11 protein-coding genes are annotated in these 15,054 nt (G+C 52.5%); 5 read left to right on the top strand and 6 right to left on the bottom strand.

The genetic code is table 11. The annotated features are described in order from the left end of the window. Nucleotides 1-92 precede the first annotated feature (92 nt). From pabB to FOA19_RS13785, 3 genes are all read right to left on the bottom strand, one after another. Complete coding sequence (gene pabB, locus FOA19_RS13795) at nucleotides 93-1,385, bottom strand: aminodeoxychorismate synthase component I (protein WP_149091379.1); 1,293 nt, start codon at nucleotides 1,383-1,385, stop codon at nucleotides 93-95. Nucleotides 1,386-1,623: 238 nt separating this feature from the next. Beyond that, nucleotides 1,624-2,358: a zinc ribbon domain-containing protein gene (locus FOA19_RS13790; protein ID WP_149091378.1), complete on the bottom strand. Its 735-nt coding sequence runs from the start codon at nucleotides 2,356-2,358 to the stop codon at nucleotides 1,624-1,626. Between the two features lie 7 nt (nucleotides 2,359-2,365). Continuing rightward, on the bottom strand, nucleotides 2,366-3,463 hold the full coding sequence (locus FOA19_RS13785; protein WP_149091377.1) for a Nif3-like dinuclear metal center hexameric protein: 1,098 nt from the start codon (nucleotides 3,461-3,463) through the stop codon (nucleotides 2,366-2,368). A gap of 60 nt (nucleotides 3,464-3,523) precedes the next feature. Here FOA19_RS13785 and lpxK point away from each other — a divergent pair, with 60 nt between their 5' ends. The 3 genes from lpxK to miaE all read left to right on the top strand — a co-directional run bounded on the left by lpxK (nucleotide 3,524) and on the right by miaE (nucleotide 7,399). Further along, the gene (lpxK, locus tag FOA19_RS13780) at nucleotides 3,524-4,594 is read left to right on the top strand and encodes a tetraacyldisaccharide 4'-kinase (RefSeq protein ID WP_149091376.1); all 1,071 of its coding nucleotides are present in this window, start codon (nucleotides 3,524-3,526) and stop codon (nucleotides 4,592-4,594) included. 8 nt (nucleotides 4,595-4,602) lie between these two features. After that, nucleotides 4,603-6,549, top strand: a complete 1,947-nt coding sequence (locus FOA19_RS13775) for a putative porin (protein ID WP_190300404.1) — start codon at nucleotides 4,603-4,605, stop codon at nucleotides 6,547-6,549. A gap of 256 nt (nucleotides 6,550-6,805) precedes the next feature. Further along, nucleotides 6,806-7,399 carry a tRNA-(ms[2]io[6]A)-hydroxylase gene (miaE, locus tag FOA19_RS13770; protein WP_262713905.1) on the top strand — a complete coding sequence of 198 codons (594 nt, stop codon included), beginning with the start codon at nucleotides 6,806-6,808 and terminating at the stop codon, nucleotides 7,397-7,399. Between the two features lie 257 nt (nucleotides 7,400-7,656). On the opposite strand, the gene FOA19_RS13765 is transcribed toward miaE, so the two are convergent. Beyond that, complete coding sequence (locus FOA19_RS13765; RefSeq protein ID WP_149091374.1) at nucleotides 7,657-8,928, bottom strand: asparagine synthetase B; 1,272 nt, start codon at nucleotides 8,926-8,928, stop codon at nucleotides 7,657-7,659. A 127-nt stretch (nucleotides 8,929-9,055) separates the two neighbouring features. Here FOA19_RS13765 and FOA19_RS13760 point away from each other — a divergent pair, with 127 nt between their 5' ends. Together FOA19_RS13760 and FOA19_RS13755 are read left to right on the top strand one after the other, a co-directional pair. After that, nucleotides 9,056-10,291, top strand: a complete 1,236-nt coding sequence (locus tag FOA19_RS13760) for an ABC transporter permease (protein ID WP_149091373.1) — start codon at nucleotides 9,056-9,058, stop codon at nucleotides 10,289-10,291. Between the two features lie 102 nt (nucleotides 10,292-10,393). Continuing rightward, the gene (locus FOA19_RS13755) at nucleotides 10,394-11,719 is read left to right on the top strand and encodes a voltage-gated chloride channel family protein (RefSeq protein ID WP_149091372.1); all 1,326 of its coding nucleotides are present in this window, start codon (nucleotides 10,394-10,396) and stop codon (nucleotides 11,717-11,719) included. Nucleotides 11,720-11,790: 71 nt separating this feature from the next. Here the strand turns inward: FOA19_RS13755 and FOA19_RS13750 are convergent, their stop codons facing one another. Together FOA19_RS13750 and FOA19_RS13745 are read right to left on the bottom strand one after the other, a co-directional pair. Continuing rightward, nucleotides 11,791-12,441: an OmpH family outer membrane protein gene (locus FOA19_RS13750; RefSeq protein WP_223808894.1), complete on the bottom strand. Its 651-nt coding sequence runs from the start codon at nucleotides 12,439-12,441 to the stop codon at nucleotides 11,791-11,793. A 130-nt stretch (nucleotides 12,442-12,571) separates the two neighbouring features. Beyond that, entirely contained in the window at nucleotides 12,572-15,013 is a 2,442-nt protein-coding gene (locus FOA19_RS13745) for an outer membrane beta-barrel family protein (protein WP_149091371.1), read from the bottom strand. Between the last annotated feature and the right edge of the window lie 41 nt (nucleotides 15,014-15,054).

Genomic DNA, 15,054 nt, shown 5'->3' with positions numbered 1-15,054 from the left:
TAAAGGCAAAAAGAGGCTTGTTTCTTAAAAACAGCCGCTAAATGCCAGCCTGGAAAATTCTAGGCAAGAAACTGCGTAAGTACCAGCTGTGGTTACAGGTTTTCCAGCACGTTCTTAATAGCGGCGGCTTTCAATAGGCATTCCTGGTACTCCTGCTCGGGGTCTGAGTCATAGGTGATGGCACTGCCTACCTCAAAAGAGAGATAGCCCGTCTGACCGTTGTACTGCAAACTGCGGATTACCACGTTGAAGTCAAAGTCACCGTTGGGCAGGAAGTACCCGAAAGAGCCGGAGTAGAGGCCGCGTTTGGTTTTCTCGTATTGTTCAATCAACTCCAGTGCCCTAATTTTAGGCGCGCCTGTCATACTGCCCATCGGGAAGGTGGCCTTCAGGATTTCTACTTCCTTCACACCTTCCGGAATCTGGCCGGTAACAGTGGAGATCATCTGCCATACGTACTGGAATCCGTACAAACCAAACAGTTCCTCCACCTGTACCGTACCGGTTTCGGCCACCCGGTTCAAGTCATTCCGCACCAGGTCCACGATCATCATGTTCTCGGCCTGTTCCTTCTCACTGGTTGCCAGTTCAGTCCTCTGGCTTTGGTCTTCTTCAGGAGTTTTGCCGCGCCGAATAGTGCCTTTGATTGGCTGAGAAATGAGCAGGTTGCCCTCTTTCTTCAAGAACCTTTCCGGGCTGGCACACACCAAGTAATGACCTTCTAGCTTAAGAAATCCTGCAAATGGGGTGGGAGAGGCGGCATTCAGTTTCCAGAAGAGTGGGAGCGGGTCCAGCGAAACAGCTTCGGCGTAGAACTCCTGGCAATAATTCACCTCGTACACATCGCCCTCCAAAATGTGCTGCCGAAGACTTTCCACGTCCTGCAGGTAAACTTCCCTAGAAACCCGCGGCTGCGTTTTGATACTGTTTTGGGAAAAGGAGGCTGAAATCGGGGTGCTTTCGATGGCTTTGGCAATCACCTCCGGATCTTCCACGCTGGAGTGGATGGTAACGGTATCCTCAGTCCAGAGGAGCCAGGTCTCGGGCTGGAAGAAGTACAGTTCAGGAAAGCCTACGTAATCTGGGTGCTGGCTGTGCAGTTGCTCCAAGCCATTTTTAAGGTCATAGGTCAGAAATCCGAATAAGGGCGTTTCCCGTTTGAGGCGCAAATTTTCCTGCAGCGCAGTCCAAGAGGTAATGTCCTCCGGGCTTCTCCGGCGGCGAAGGCCCAACATGTTGGTGAAGGGGCGGTGGCGGTAGGCAATGTTATTGGGTTCATAGTAGGCCACTACCTCGTGCTGCTGGGTTGCCCATGCCAAGGCCTGCTGTTTCCAGAGAAGAACAGAAACCGGGAGCGAGGCAAAGGGCAAGGTGAATTGGCGCATGGCGGCAACTGAAAGAGAAATCAGGCGACAAATATAAGGAGTTTCTACCTGGGGATTTGTAGTTTGAGTTGGCGGTAGGATAACCTTACTGCCGTTTCAAGGCTATTTTTCAAAAACGAGCTAAAATCGGATACAAGAGACAAACGCAAGTCGTCCACCTGAAAGAGACAAAGGAACAGGCATAAAAAAAGGATGGTAGTCACACCATCCTTTTCACTATATAAACCTATTTGTCTGTTTACACGATAGCTTTCTGCTCCACATCGGCCAGAATACGGCCGCAGTGCTCACATACGGTGATTTTTTTGTGGGCAGCAATGTCAGACTGACGCTGTGGGGGAACGGTGTTGAAGCATCCGCCGCAGGCATCGCGCTTAACGGTTACCACAGCCAGGCCATTGCGTACGTTCTTGCGGATTCTGTTGTAGGCGAAAAGAAGGCGCTCTTCAATGTGCGTCATGGCTTCTTCCTTCTCCTCGTTGAGCTTGCGCTCGTCTGCCTCGCTCTCGTTCACCATCACCTGCAACTCGGCATTCTTGGTGTTGAGGTCTTTCTGGCGCTCTTCCAGGCGGTTTTTGGTTTCCTGGATTTCCTGGTTTTTCTGCTCTATCTGGAAATTAGCCTCACGAATTTTTTTCTCGTTGATCTGGATTTCCAGTTTCTGAAGTTCAATCTCTTTGGTGATGGCGTCAAACTCGCGGTTGTTACGCACATTCTCCTGTTGCTCTTCGTATTTCTTGATCAGTTTCTCAGCGTCTTTGATGCCTTGTTTGCGGTTGGCGATGGCTTGTTGCAACTCAGCGATCTCGTCATCAAATTTGCTTACGCGTACTTGGTAGCCGGCAATCTCATCTTCCAGGTCACGAACCTCTTCCGGAAGGTCGCCTCTAATTTGTAGAATCTTGTCCAATTGAGAATCTAAGCTCTGAAGTCTTAGAAGTGCATCTAACTTACTTGCTACAGTACTTTCCATGTATAATTTAGCTGTGTCTTACGGGATTTGTGTCAGTGTATGACAAATCAACCGCAAAATTAGGAAAAGATTTTGTAAGTATATCATAAAAAAGCTCCTTCGTATAAACTTCGCTTTCGTAGTGGCCCACGTCTACCAACGCCATTTGGCTGGAGGCCTCAAAGAACTCATGGTACTTCAGGTCGGCGGTGAGGAAAACATCGGCGGAGGCCGCTTTGGCCTGCCGGATGAGAAAACTGCCGGCCCCACCACAAACAGCCACCCGCTTGATAGGCTTCTGCGGCCAAGCCGTATGCCGAAAAGTGGAGATCTGTAACTTCTCTTTCACGTGCCGCACGAACTCCTCGGCCGAGAGCGCTTCCTCTAGTTCACCCACCATGCCGGCGCCTACTTCCTGGTTCTCGTTCTGCAGGGTCACCAGGTAATGGGCCACCTCTTCATAGGAGTGCGCCTTCCGCAAAGCCCGCATGATCTGGTTCTGCTTGAAGGTGGGGAAGATCACCTCAATCTTGTTCTCAATGGTTTCCTCGGTTTTGCAGGGTTCGCCGATGTGCGGATTGGCCTGGGGCGAAGGCGTGAACCGGCCTGTACCCGTTATCCGGAAGCTGCAGTCGGTGTACTCGCCAATCTGTCCGGCGCCCGCCTGGTGGAGCGCCTCCAGTACTTTCTCGGTGTCTTCAAGTGGCACATAGGTCTCCAGTTTGGTCAGGAGCTGGGTTTTAGGCGAAAGCACTTTGGGGTTTTGGATGCCCAGCTTTTCGCAGAGTTTGGCGTTGACGCCGTTGTGCACGTGGTCCAGGTTGGTATGGCAGGCGAAAATGGCCACCTGGTGCTGCAGTGCTTTGAGCAGGATGCGCTCTACCGGTGTTTTGCCGGTGAGGCTTTTGAGCGGCTTGAAGATGACCGGATGGTGCGCCACAATAAGGTTGCAGCCGCGGTCCACGGCTTCCTGCACTACCTCCAGGGTACAATCCAACGTAACCAGTACGCCGGTCACGGTTGCCTCGGGATCCCCGATCTGCAGCAAGGCGTTGTCATAAGATTCCTGATAGGCGGGGGGCGCGTACCGCTCCAGCACCTGCACCACTTCTTTAATCTTCGTCATTCTTTAGGTTTAAGGCCGTTAAGGGCAAAGAAAGGCAAAATTCATGTACTTTTGTTCCTTATGCCCGCTATACCGCACCTGCTACCTTTCCTGCTTTCTCCGTTCGCGATGGTGTACAGCGGCATTGTGCGGCTGCGGAACCTGCTATACGACAAAGAGGTGTTCTCTGTCTACGAGGCACCTATTCCGGTCATTTGCGTGGGGAACCTGAGTGTGGGCGGTACCGGCAAAACTCCGCAGGTAGAATATCTGGCCCGCCTGCTGCAGCCCCGTAAGATCGCCATCCTCAGCCGGGGCTATAAACGCGCCACCAAAGGGTTTGTCTTGGCAGATGCCCATTCTTCAGCGACCACCCTGGGCGATGAGCCGTTTCAGTATACCCAAAGTTTACCAGGCGTTTTAGTGGCAGTCTGCGAGAAACGGAAAGTGGGGATCCAACAGTTGTTGAAGCGCTTCCCAGACCTGGAAGTTATTTTACTGGATGACGCTTTTCAGCACCGCGCGGTAAAGGCCTCCAAGTATCTGCTCCTCACAGATTTCAACCGGTTGTTCACCCAGGATTACCTGCTGCCCATGGGTAGATTGCGGGAACCCAGAACCGGATCCCACCGGGCCCAGGCCGTGGTGGTGACCAAATGCCCGGGAGAAGTTTCCCTTGAGCAACAAGCCTTTATCCGAAAACAGATTCAGCGTTATACTTCCCACGGAACTCCTATTTTTTTCTCGCAAATAGTCTACGGTGCGGCTGTACCTGTTGGACTTGTAAAATCGTTAGGGAAAAGGTTGATCCTGGTCACCGGCATCGCCAATGCCCATCCGCTGGTGCAGCACCTGTCCCGCACAGGATTTGAACTGGTGCGGCACTTTGAATGGGCAGACCATGCGGCCGTGACCCGCGAGCGGGTAGAAGAGGTGGTGGCTTTTTACCGAACATTGCAGGACCCGCAGGTAAGTATCCTGATGACGCAGAAAGATGCCGTAAAATGGCAGGCACCTGAATTGGAAAGCCTATGGCGCGAACTCCCGGTTTTCTACCTGCCTATTACCAATACGTTTGCCCCGCAGGAAGCCTCGTTTGATGCCACCATGAGCGAATGGGTACTTCCACCGGGTTCAGATTTTAATTCTTAATTTTGGACGTGACTTACAAGAAACTCTTCGCTGCGGCTTTTCTGGTTGGGCTGGGTGCCTTTTCCCCGGCTTCTGCGCAAATTCTCAATGACTCCACCAAAGCCATCTATGGCTCGGCAACCACCAATGTGATCTATGAGGCTGATATCTTCAAAGGTAATCTCAAAGCATCGCGCATAGACACCTCCTTAACCAACCTGCAGAATTTCCGGCACTGGTACTATGACACCACGCTGCAGCAGAACCTGGGCAATGTAGGCACGGCCTCGCAGCCGCTTTTCTGGCGCATGCCTACCAAATTGGGTAACCGTCTGGGCCGGAACGCTTTTGATACTTACGTGGTAAACCCCAACACTGCGCCTTATTATGACACCAAGTCGCCGTTCACGTTTCTGAACTACATGCAGGGGAGTCTGGGTGAGTCCATCTTCCGGGCCAAACACACCCGGAACGTTTCTGCCAATTGGAACGTGGGCATTGGGTACGAACGCGTTGGGGCGGAGCGGCAAATCGGGGCCTTCAGCAACCGGAACGGGATGATCAGCCACTACGGCATTCAGGCGTTTACGCACTATTTTAGTAAAAATGAGCGCTATCGGTTCATGGCCAACTTCAACCAAACCAGCCATGAACAAATTGAAAGCGGCGGCATCAGACCCAAAGAGACTGATACAGTAGACAGCCTGTTCGACTATAGTGATGAGCCGGTTTGGTTGCAGAAAGCCGCCTCCAATGAAAAACGCACCGATTTCCATGCCACCCATTGGTACAAGCTCCTGGGTGCCGGGCTGCAGCTGTACCACACGGTAGATGTGAATACCCAAACCAACGATTACTCAGACCAGCAATTGCCTTATGACACCGAAGGAAATAAGCAGGTTCTGAAATTCTATCCCCAGGCCCTACGTGATACAACCCGGACGTATGATGATTCCTACTTCAAACAGATGGAAAACACCTTTGGGGTGATGGGCAGCAGCAAACTGTTTGTGTACCGGGCCTACGCCAAACGCCGCGATGGCTCTTATAGAGTCACTGCCGAAGGTGTAAGGAATGTGGTCCGTCCTCCTCAGGAAGATACCCTGGAGTACTATGTGGATCAGGAGAAAAGAACCATTGCAGATAACTTCATCGGCGGCGATGCCCAGTTCCGGCTTAAAAACGACATCTATGTCACCACCGATGCCGAGTTCCAGATTGGAGGCGGCGATTACCGGCTTAATGCCCAAGCCCGCTACAAGTTCCTGACCCTGCGCCAGACTCGTACCTCTTACTCGCCAACGCTGCTGCAACGGGTGTTCATCAGTAACCATTATGAGTGGTTCAATGATTTTGAGAATACCCAGGCCACCCAAACGGCCGCTTCACTAGAGGCGGGTTACAAGAGCCACTACCTCCATGCGCAGGTGCAGTACACCAACCTGCAGAATTACGTCTACTACCAGGATTCAGTAAACAATAACCGAACCCTTTGGGCCACCCCGGCGCAGGAAACCGGCGGAATCAACCTGGTGCAGGCCAGTGTACGCTACAAGTTCAACGTAAAGGCCTTCGTGCTGGACAATACCGTCTACTACAACAAAGTAACCGGGAATGATGTGATCCGGATGCCGGAATGGTACGTCAACTCCAAAGCCTATCTGCAGGGTCCGCTCTTTAAAGGAGCCATCAATGTGCAGACCGGTGTGGAGATGAATTGGCACTCCAGCTACTACGCCGATGGGTACATGCCCGTGACCCAGCAGTTTCACCTGCAGAACCGGTTCTTGGTGAGGCGTTACCCCACGCTAGACCTGTTCCTGAACACGGATATTAAAACCGTGAACTTGTTCCTGAAACTGAGCAACCTCAATGCAGTGACCAGCGCCTGGGAACCGGGTTATTTCACCACGCCCTACTACCCAGCCAACCCGTTCAGCTTCATCTTCGGTTTGCAGTGGAATTTCTATGATTAAAAGGAAATTTGGAGATTTGGAAATTTGAAGATGTAAAGAATAGGAAATAGGAAAGAAGAGAATGATTTGACCGGAAAAGCAGCTTTCGTTTTGAGCAGTTTTCTCAAAATTAGCCCCTAAACGTAACTTCATCTTTTTTCAATTTCACCTTCTAAACCTGTCTGCATCATAAGCATTAAATTTAACCTCACATCCTTAAATCTACACATTCCAAATCTCCAAATTTCCTAATCTTCACATCTTCAAATTTGTAAAAGTGGCCAAGTCAATCCTTAAACTTCAACTACCCACCGATCCCCGCTGGGTGAACATCGCGGAGATGAACATCCAGGATATTCTGGTGGACCATGCGTACTGTGAACAGAAAGCCGCCACCTCGGGCATTTCGCTTATTGTGAAGTACCCAGATAAGACCAAGTTAGTGGAGGAAATGACGGCCTTGGTAGCCGAGGAGTGGAGCCACTTTGAGCGGGTATTGGAGGAACTGAAAAAACGCGGCTATGAGTTGGGCCGCAACCGCCCCGATGAATACGTGGTGCAGCTGAGCAAACACATCCGGAAGGGGGATAGACGGGAACGCCAACTGATGGACCACCTTCTGGTCAACGCCCTGATTGAGGCCCGTTCCTGCGAGCGATTCAAGCTGCTCTGGAAGAACCTCAAAGACGAGGACCTGCAGAAGTTCTACTATGAACTCATGGTCTCAGAGGCCGGCCATTACGTGAGTTTCGTGAAGCTGGCCAAAGAATACATGCCCAAAGATGTAGTAGATGCCCGCCTGCAGGAGCTCCTGCAAATTGAGGCAGACATCATCGCCAACCTGGAACACCGGCCCGATAGGATTCATTAATTTCGAAAAGTAATGGAGTGAAATCTACATCAAAAACGCTCCGGGTGTATTGTGGCTAATATTTTGAAATGTGGCTTAAAACACCTTCTTGTAGCGTCGTTACACCGTAACGACGTAGCTCTACGCAGCTAGAGCGTTTCTTCCCTCCACATTCCTTTTTCGTTAAAATTGCTGTGTAGATAAACCGTTGGTTTAATGATGGTAATAGTTTCACAAAGCCACGTCGTTACGGTGTAACGACGCTACAAGGTTATATATCACGTCTTCTGTTTCTTCTTCTTGGCCGCCGGGAACAGGATGTTATTCAAGATCAGCCGATAACCAGGGGAGTTGGGGTAGAGGGCGAGGTCGGTGGGTTCTTCTTCCACAAAGTGCTGGTAGTCCTCGGGGTCATGGCCGCCATAGAAAGTCCAAGTGCCTTTCCCGAAGGTGCCATGGATGTAGCGGGCCTCGTCAATGGACTTAGTCTCGCCCATGACCACCACCTCAGATTTGATCAGCTTTTTCTTGAAACCGGTAGTTAAGCCCATAAAGCCTTTGATGGTTTTCACGTGGTTTTGGGTGAGCATAGTAGGAATGGGGTCCCACTTTGCGGAGTAGGTGAAGAGCTGGAAGAAATCGTTGTTCTCGCGCAGGCCGCGTTCCAGTTGGGAGTTGTCAATGTTGGAGAACTCCGGATGATAAGGGTCTCGGATAAGAGTAAAGTCTTTGAAGGCAAAGGTGTTAGAGAAGTTCAGCTTCTGCTGGGCTGTAGGATCGGCGGGATCGCCGTCAAACATGCTCTCGGTGATGTCCAGGCCTACGGCGGCCAGGGCGATGTCATAGGTGTCGGTGGCGGAGCACATGGCAAACATAAAGCCTCCGCCGGCGCAGAAGTCCCGGATGCGCTGGGCCACGGCGCTTTTCAGCTGCGGCACCTTGGCAAACCCAAACCGCTTGGCCGTGGCTTCGGACTCACGTTTCTGCTCAATGTACCAGGGTGCATTGCGGAAAGCGGTGTAGAACTTGCCGTGCTGGCCGGTAAAATCTTCGTGGTGCAGGTGCAGCCAATCGTATTTGGGAAGCTTGTCTTCTAAGATGTCTGGGTCATAGATAATGTCATAGGGGATTTCGGCGTAGGTGAGCACCAGCGTCACGGCATCGTCCCAGGGCTGTTTTGACTTAGGCGAGTACACCGCAATCTTGGGCGCCTTCTCCAGTTTCATCACGTCCATGTTAGACTCCGGGGCGGCAATCTCGTTTAGAATCTGGCTGTATTGCGCGTCTGAGATGGTCTGGTAGCCGATGCCTCGCACCACCAGTTCGTTTTCCAGCGGAGTGGCCTGCTTCATGGCAAAAGCCCCGCCTTTGTAGTTCAGGAGCCATTCCACCTCTACTTGCCGCTGCAGCGCCCAATAGGCTACGCCATAGGCTTTTAAGTGGTTCTTCTGCGACTGGTCCATGGGCAGGAGCAGGTAAGAGGCCCAGCTTGCCGGCGCAATGGCCAGCAGCAGGAGCAGAAGAAATAAATTCCGGCACAAATTCTTCATCAGTAATCGGTTTGGAACGAATTTAAGAAAATCGGGCAATAAACGGGAAAACCATTACTTTTATAACAGTAAGAAAGCGCTCAGTTGTACGACAAATAGTAGACTGGGTACTGGTTACAGAGAAAACATGGATCTTGTAGAAAACACGAAAGAAGGCTTCCGCTCTATTCAGGGCAATTTGCTAAGGACGGTGCTCACCGCCCTGATCATCTCCATCGGCATTATGTCATTGGTAGGTATTCTAACGGCAATTGAAGGCATCAAGTATTCCGTTTCCAGCACATTTTCTACGTTGGGGGCCAATTCTTTTGACATTGAAAAGAAATGGGACGGGGGCGGACAGCGCGGCGGCCGCCAGAACAAGGTGTACCCCAACATCACCGAGTTCCAGGCCCGGCAGTACAAAGACCTGATGGCCGATAAAGCCCGGGTGAGTTTGTCTACCTGGGTGAGCGGAAACGTCTCGGTGAAGGCGGGCAGTATCAAAACCAACCCCAACATGAGCCTGATTGGGGGAGACGAGAACTACCTGGTCAACGAAAACTATGACCTTGAACTGGGCCGGCCTTTCTCTAACCTGGAGATTGAGAGCGGTGCGCCGGTGGCCATCATTGGCGAGGAAGTAGCCAACAAACTGTTCCCCAAACAAAGCCCCGAGGGCAAAAGCATGGTGCTGATGGGCCGTAGGTTTAAAGTCATTGGGAAGATCAAAAGCCAGGGCGGTGGCCTGGGTGGGGGCGGAAGCAACCGCCGGATCATCATTCCCCTGGAAACCGCCACCCAAATCCCAACGCCGGAACAGCTCACCTTTGAGATCAAAACTGCCATCCTGAACGGGAGCAGCCTGGCCTTTGCCATGGAAGAAGCGACCGGCATTATGCGGAAAGTGCGGCAAGATGAACTGGGCCAGGAAGATTCTTTCCGGATTACCCGCAGCGATTCTGTGGAGCAGGAGTTAAACAAAATCACGGGCTACCTTAAAACCGGCGGCTTTCTGGTGGGTTTCATCACTTTGCTGGGTGCCTCTATCGGATTGATGAACATCATGATGGTGAGCGTGACCGAGCGGACGCGGGAAATCGGTATCCGGAAAGCGTTGGGGGCTACCATCAAGCAAATCAGGCTGCAGTTCCTTATTGAGGCCATTGTTATCTGCGTGTTGGGCGGGATTGTGGGGATTGTCCTAGGGATTCTCATGGGCAACGGCATTGCCATGCTCATAGGCAAAGGCGAGTTCTTTGTGCCTTGGCTTTGGATGATCGTGGGTATGTTGATCTGTATCTCCGTGGGGCTGCTCTCCGGCTATTACCCTGCCTACAAAGCCTCTAAACTGGACCCTATAGAGTCTTTACGGTACGAATAGTAATCCCTGTCTTGGCCACCTGCTCGTGACCAAAGGCTTTTTAATTCTTCCTTTTCACCGCTTTCCCTAAAAACGTTGGGAAGGAAGAAGCAAATGATTTGTATGTCCTTTTTCAAGAAGCCTGGATTTTCCTTTTCTGCTTTCTTTAGGAGTTCTTTTCCGCTTGATTTTTACCTGAATTCAAAATACCTGTTCCGCTGGTTGGGGCTTGCCTTGCTGGTAGGCGTCATGGCGGGCAGCGCCTCGGCCTTGTTTTTGGTCTTGCTCGATTTGGCAACCAGCTACCGGGAAACCCATCCCTTGATTATCTGGCTTTTACCCGCGGGCGGCTTTCTGGTGGGTTGGGTTTATCACCAGTGGGGCCGCGAAGCCGAAGGTGGCAATAATCTCCTGTTGCAGGCCATCCAAACGCCTTCGTCTAAAAAGATTCCGCTGGTCATGGCACCGTTGGTGCTGGTGGCTACCGTGCTGACGCATATGGTAGGCGGGTCAGCGGGCCGCGAGGGCACAGCCGTGCAAATGGGCGGCGCCCTCGCCGATCAGCTTACGACTGTTTTCAAGCTGCGGCCACGCGACCGGAAAATGCTCCTGATCTGCGGCGTGAGTGCCGGGTTTGCCTCTGTTTTCGGGACGCCGCTGGCGGGGGCAGTGTTCGCTTTGGAGGTTTTCCTGCTGGGGCAACTCAGGTATAATGCGCTTTTGCCTTCTTTCCTGGCAGCCATCATCGCTGATGCGGTGACCTCAGCCTGGGGTGTAGGGCATACCCTGTACCCCGTGGTGGAAGTACCGTCCATGACCGTTTGGACCCTGGGGGCTACCTTGCTGGCAGGCATCTGCTTTGCCCTGGCCGCCCGGCTTTTCTCTGTAGCCTCTCACGCCGTGGGAAACACTTTCAAGAAACATGTAGCCTATCCGCCGCTCAGGCCAGTAGTGGGTGGGTTGGTATTGGCTTTGGTTATCTGGTCTCTGGGTACCACCAAGTACATCGGGTTGGGAATTCCTACTATCCTGGCTTCCTTTTCAACCCAGTTGCCTTCTCATGATTTTCTGGTCAAACTGGCATTGACTGCTTTCACGCTAGGCTGCGGCTTCAAGGGTGGCGAGGTAACCCCTTTGTTTTTCATTGGGGCCACCTTGGGGAACACGCTTTTTCCCTGGCTTCCTTTGCCACTGGAGTTGCTGGCTGCGTTAGGTTTTGTAGCGGTTTTTGCGGGCGCAGCCAATACACCATTGGCTTGCCTGCTGATGGCCATGGAGTTGTTCGGCGGGAGCATTGGCTTGTACGCTGGCCTGGCTTGTGCCGTGGCTTACCTTTTCTCGGGGCACACGGGCATCTATGGGGCGCAGGTGGTGGAAAACAGCAAGCACCCGTACTACGCCAGGGAGGCAGGCATAAGATTGGCAGCCATCAAACGCCGCCTTTTTTGACCTGGTTTTCTGAAAAGGGCACAAAAAAAGCCTGACCGAAGCCAGGCTTTTCTATCTGAAATTTTCACAGATTACTTCTTCGCAGCGGGTTTGTTCGCTTTGTATTCCTCGTTCAGGCCCCTTACGGTTTCCTCGGTGATGTCAAGGGCTGCGTCTCCGTACAGGATGGCGCTGTTACCGCGGGTATACGTCAAGACCATTTTGTAGCCTTTGTCTTTGCTGATCTTCTTGAGGTGCGCCTCTACTTTCTCGTAGATCTTCTTCATCTCATCGTTCTCGTCTTTGGCCAGTTGGTTTCCGGAACTCTGCTGCTGGGCGGCTAATTGCTGCTCTTTCTGGGCCAGGCGCTGCTCGGTGGCGGCGCGTTGCTCCTGGGTCATGCCGGCACCGGTCTGGCGGTATTGCTCCACTTCCTTTTGGAAACTGGTTGCTTTGCCTCTCAGGTCAGTTTCCATTCTCTTGCCTTTGGCCTCCAAGCGGGCTTTCACGTCTTTGAAGTACTGGTATCTGTTCAGAAGGGTATCTGAGTTCACGAACACAATCTCGGCGGTAGGCGCTGCCACGGCAGGGGCGTCCTCATCTTCTTCGGTGGCGGTGGTGGCCGCGGCCGGAGTGGTCTCCGTGGTGGCAGCAGTGGTTTGTTTAGGAGCCTTGTCGGTGTTGCAGGCGGCAAAGGAAGCTGATAAGACAGCCAGTAAAATAAGCTTTTTAGATACGCTCACAGTCTGTAGTTAATTGTTTTAAAAAGGGATGAACATGGTCCGCGAATGGTTTTCCGCGGACCATGTTCATGGGTTTAGGCCTCAATTTAAGAAAATTAATTGTAAGCCGGAGAAAGTGGAGGGCAAGAGATTAATTTCCGCCGGCCCGGTTCACCTCGTCAAGGTTGCCATTGCGGCGTTTCATCTCAAATTTCTCGCCTTTGTTGAAGCGGTAGCGCAGGTTCAAACGCACGCTCTGGCCAAATTGGTACATGTTGATGTGGTTGATGTTGCCGTTCACCTCAGAGGTTCCTTTCATGCGCTGGGTCCGGAAGATATCAGTCACGGCCAGGTTCACTTCCAGTTGGTCTTTCAGGAAAGAGCGTTTCACCGCTACGTCTACCCAACCGGCCGGGTCTGTTTTGTACACGTTGAACACCCCTTTGCCGCGGTATGAGCCGTTTACCTCCATTTTGAAGTTCTTAGGCAATAGGATGTTGTGGCTGGTTTGGGCCATGACCATGGTCTGGGCGTTGCGGATGGTTCTCTCGTCCACGAGGGTGTTGAAGATCTGGTAAGCGATGGTCACGTTGTTGTTCATGTTCCACTTGGAGGTAACGGTCACCGGGGCTACCAGGGTGGCGTTCCAGGCCTCGCTTTCCACGTTGCGCTGCTGAAACACCATGGTGTTGGTCTCGGGGTAGAAAGCAGGCACCTCAGAAATATCGTCTTTGGTGTGGGCGTACCCGAAGATCAGGTTGTAGTTCTGTCTGAAGGTCTGGGTCACCTGGAAGGAGTTGGTGTACTCAGGTTTCAGGTACGGGTTGCCCTGGGCGTAGGTGTTGGCGTCAATGTAGAACCGAAAAGGGTTCAGGTTGCTGTAACGCGGACGGAAGATGCGGCGGCTGTAGTTATACCCGATGGTGTAGTTGTCTGAGATTTTCTGCTGCACAAACACGCTAGGGAACAGATCCAGGTAAGAACGGGGCGTTACTTTCTGCTCTGGGATGGAGTTTCCCTCAGAATCGGTGTACTCGGCGCGAAGCCCGGCCTGCAGGGTCACTTTTGGGGTGAGCGTAGCACTGAAGTTGGAGTAAGCGGCGTAGATGTTCTCGTCATAGATGAAGTGATCACCTTTGCGTTTGGCATCGGGGATGCGCTGGCTGCCTTCCAGGGTGAAGAAGTCTATCTGGTTGTCAGACTCCACGTAGCTGGCCTTGGCGCCCAGTTCCAGTTTGCCTTTGATGGAAGGGAAAGGCTTCACAAAGTCCATTTTAGCTGAGTAGATCTGGTAAGAGGTAGGGTTGAGGGTCTCAAAGTACTCGCTCTCCATAGCCCCGGTAGTAGCGTGGGTTCTGTAGTTGAGGAAATCGCTGGGGCTGTTGTCTTTGATGCGGGCCACGTCCACATCGGCCGAGAGGGTGGTGCCCAGGGTGTCCAGTTTGCCTGCGTAGTGCGCATTCACCGACACGCTGGAGAATTTGCCTCTGTTGTGGGTAGTGGTCTGGTTGTAGATGGCGCCATCCTCGCTGGGATCCAACAGGGTAGACCTGGTGTTCACGCCGGAGTTGGTGCGGGAATGCGACAAGCCCAGGGTAGCGCCTACGCTGTGGTTCTTGTTCAGGTCATAGTCGGTGGTGAGGCGTGCGGAAGGAGCGAAGGTGGTGCCTTCCTCTTTGCCGGACTGGTTCAAATATGAGTTCTCGCCTTCCTGCTCAAAGGTGCGGTTCATAGAGAAGGTTCTTTTGCGAGGGCGCTGGGCCAGGTCAACGGTGGCTGAGGAGCTCCATTTGCCTTGTTTCAGGTTCAGGTTGAGGCCGCCGTTGGCCGTAGTTTTGGTGTTGTTCTGGTAACCGGCGTACACGCTGCCATTGAGGCCGTCCAAGTTATTTTTCTTCAGGTTGATGTTGATGATGCCGGCGGTTCCCTCGGCATCGAACTTGGAGGAGGGGTTGGCGATGATTTCCAGGTTCTTCAGGTTATCAGCGGGCATGCCCTGTAGCATGGTTTGCAGTTGTTTGCCGTCCAGGTACGTCAGTTTTCCGTCTATCATCACTTTCACGCCCTGTTTGCCGTTCAGCTGGATGTTGCCATCTTGGTCTACCCACACGCCCGGCGATTTGGCCAGCACCTCGTAGGCGGTGTTGCCGGCGGCCATGGCGGTTCCCTCCACACTCACCACCATCTTATCGGCCTGCACGTCTACCGCGGGACGCAGGTTGTTCACGGTCACTTCCTTCAACACCTTGGAATCCTGTTTCAGGGCTATTTTCCCGAAATCATGCGAAAAACCGGCGGTGCTTATTTCCAGCACAGGCAGGTCTTTGTTGGCGAAACCCATGGCGCTGATGCGAAGCAGGTATTTCCCCGGGGCCGGGCTTTTCATTTTGAAGGTACCGTCCAGTTCAATGGCGGTGCCGGTTAGGAGGGAGGCGTCTGCGGCTTTGAGGAGGGCCACGGTGCCGTAAGGGAGCGGTTCGCCTTTTTCATCCACCACCAAACCGGTGATAGTGCCAGGGGTTTGGGCCAAGGCAGCCTGGGTAAGGAAAGCCAGGGCGGCCAACAAGAGGAGGAAGTGATAAAACTTTTTCATATCGGTATGAATTTTGGGAGTTGGATACTTTATAGTACTGG

Origin of the sequence: Rufibacter hautae (genome assembly GCF_008271695.1) — a bacterium.
Classification (GTDB): domain Bacteria; phylum Bacteroidota; class Bacteroidia; order Cytophagales; family Hymenobacteraceae; genus Nibribacter; species Nibribacter hautae.
This window is presented reverse-complemented; position numbering and strand designations above follow the sequence as displayed.

What these genes read in the sequence shown, in the direction of transcription:
- pabB (WP_149091379.1), bottom strand. Translation starts at nt 1,385, where the DNA reads ATGCGCCAATTCACCTTGCCCTTTGCCTCGCTCCCGGTTTCTGTTCTT.
- FOA19_RS13790 (WP_149091378.1), bottom strand. Translation starts at nt 2,358, where the DNA reads ATGGAAAGTACTGTAGCAAGTAAGTTAGATGCACTTCTAAGACTTCAG.
- FOA19_RS13785 (WP_149091377.1), bottom strand. Translation starts at nt 3,463, where the DNA reads ATGACGAAGATTAAAGAAGTGGTGCAGGTGCTGGAGCGGTACGCGCCC.
- lpxK (WP_149091376.1), top strand. Translation starts at nt 3,524, where the DNA reads ATGCCCGCTATACCGCACCTGCTACCTTTCCTGCTTTCTCCGTTCGCG.
- FOA19_RS13765 (WP_149091374.1), bottom strand. Translation starts at nt 8,928, where the DNA reads ATGAAGAATTTGTGCCGGAATTTATTTCTTCTGCTCCTGCTGCTGGCC.
- FOA19_RS13760 (WP_149091373.1), top strand. Translation starts at nt 9,056, where the DNA reads ATGGATCTTGTAGAAAACACGAAAGAAGGCTTCCGCTCTATTCAGGGC.
- FOA19_RS13755 (WP_149091372.1), top strand. Translation starts at nt 10,394, where the DNA reads ATGTCCTTTTTCAAGAAGCCTGGATTTTCCTTTTCTGCTTTCTTTAGG.
- FOA19_RS13745 (WP_149091371.1), bottom strand. Translation starts at nt 15,013, where the DNA reads ATGAAAAAGTTTTATCACTTCCTCCTCTTGTTGGCCGCCCTGGCTTTC.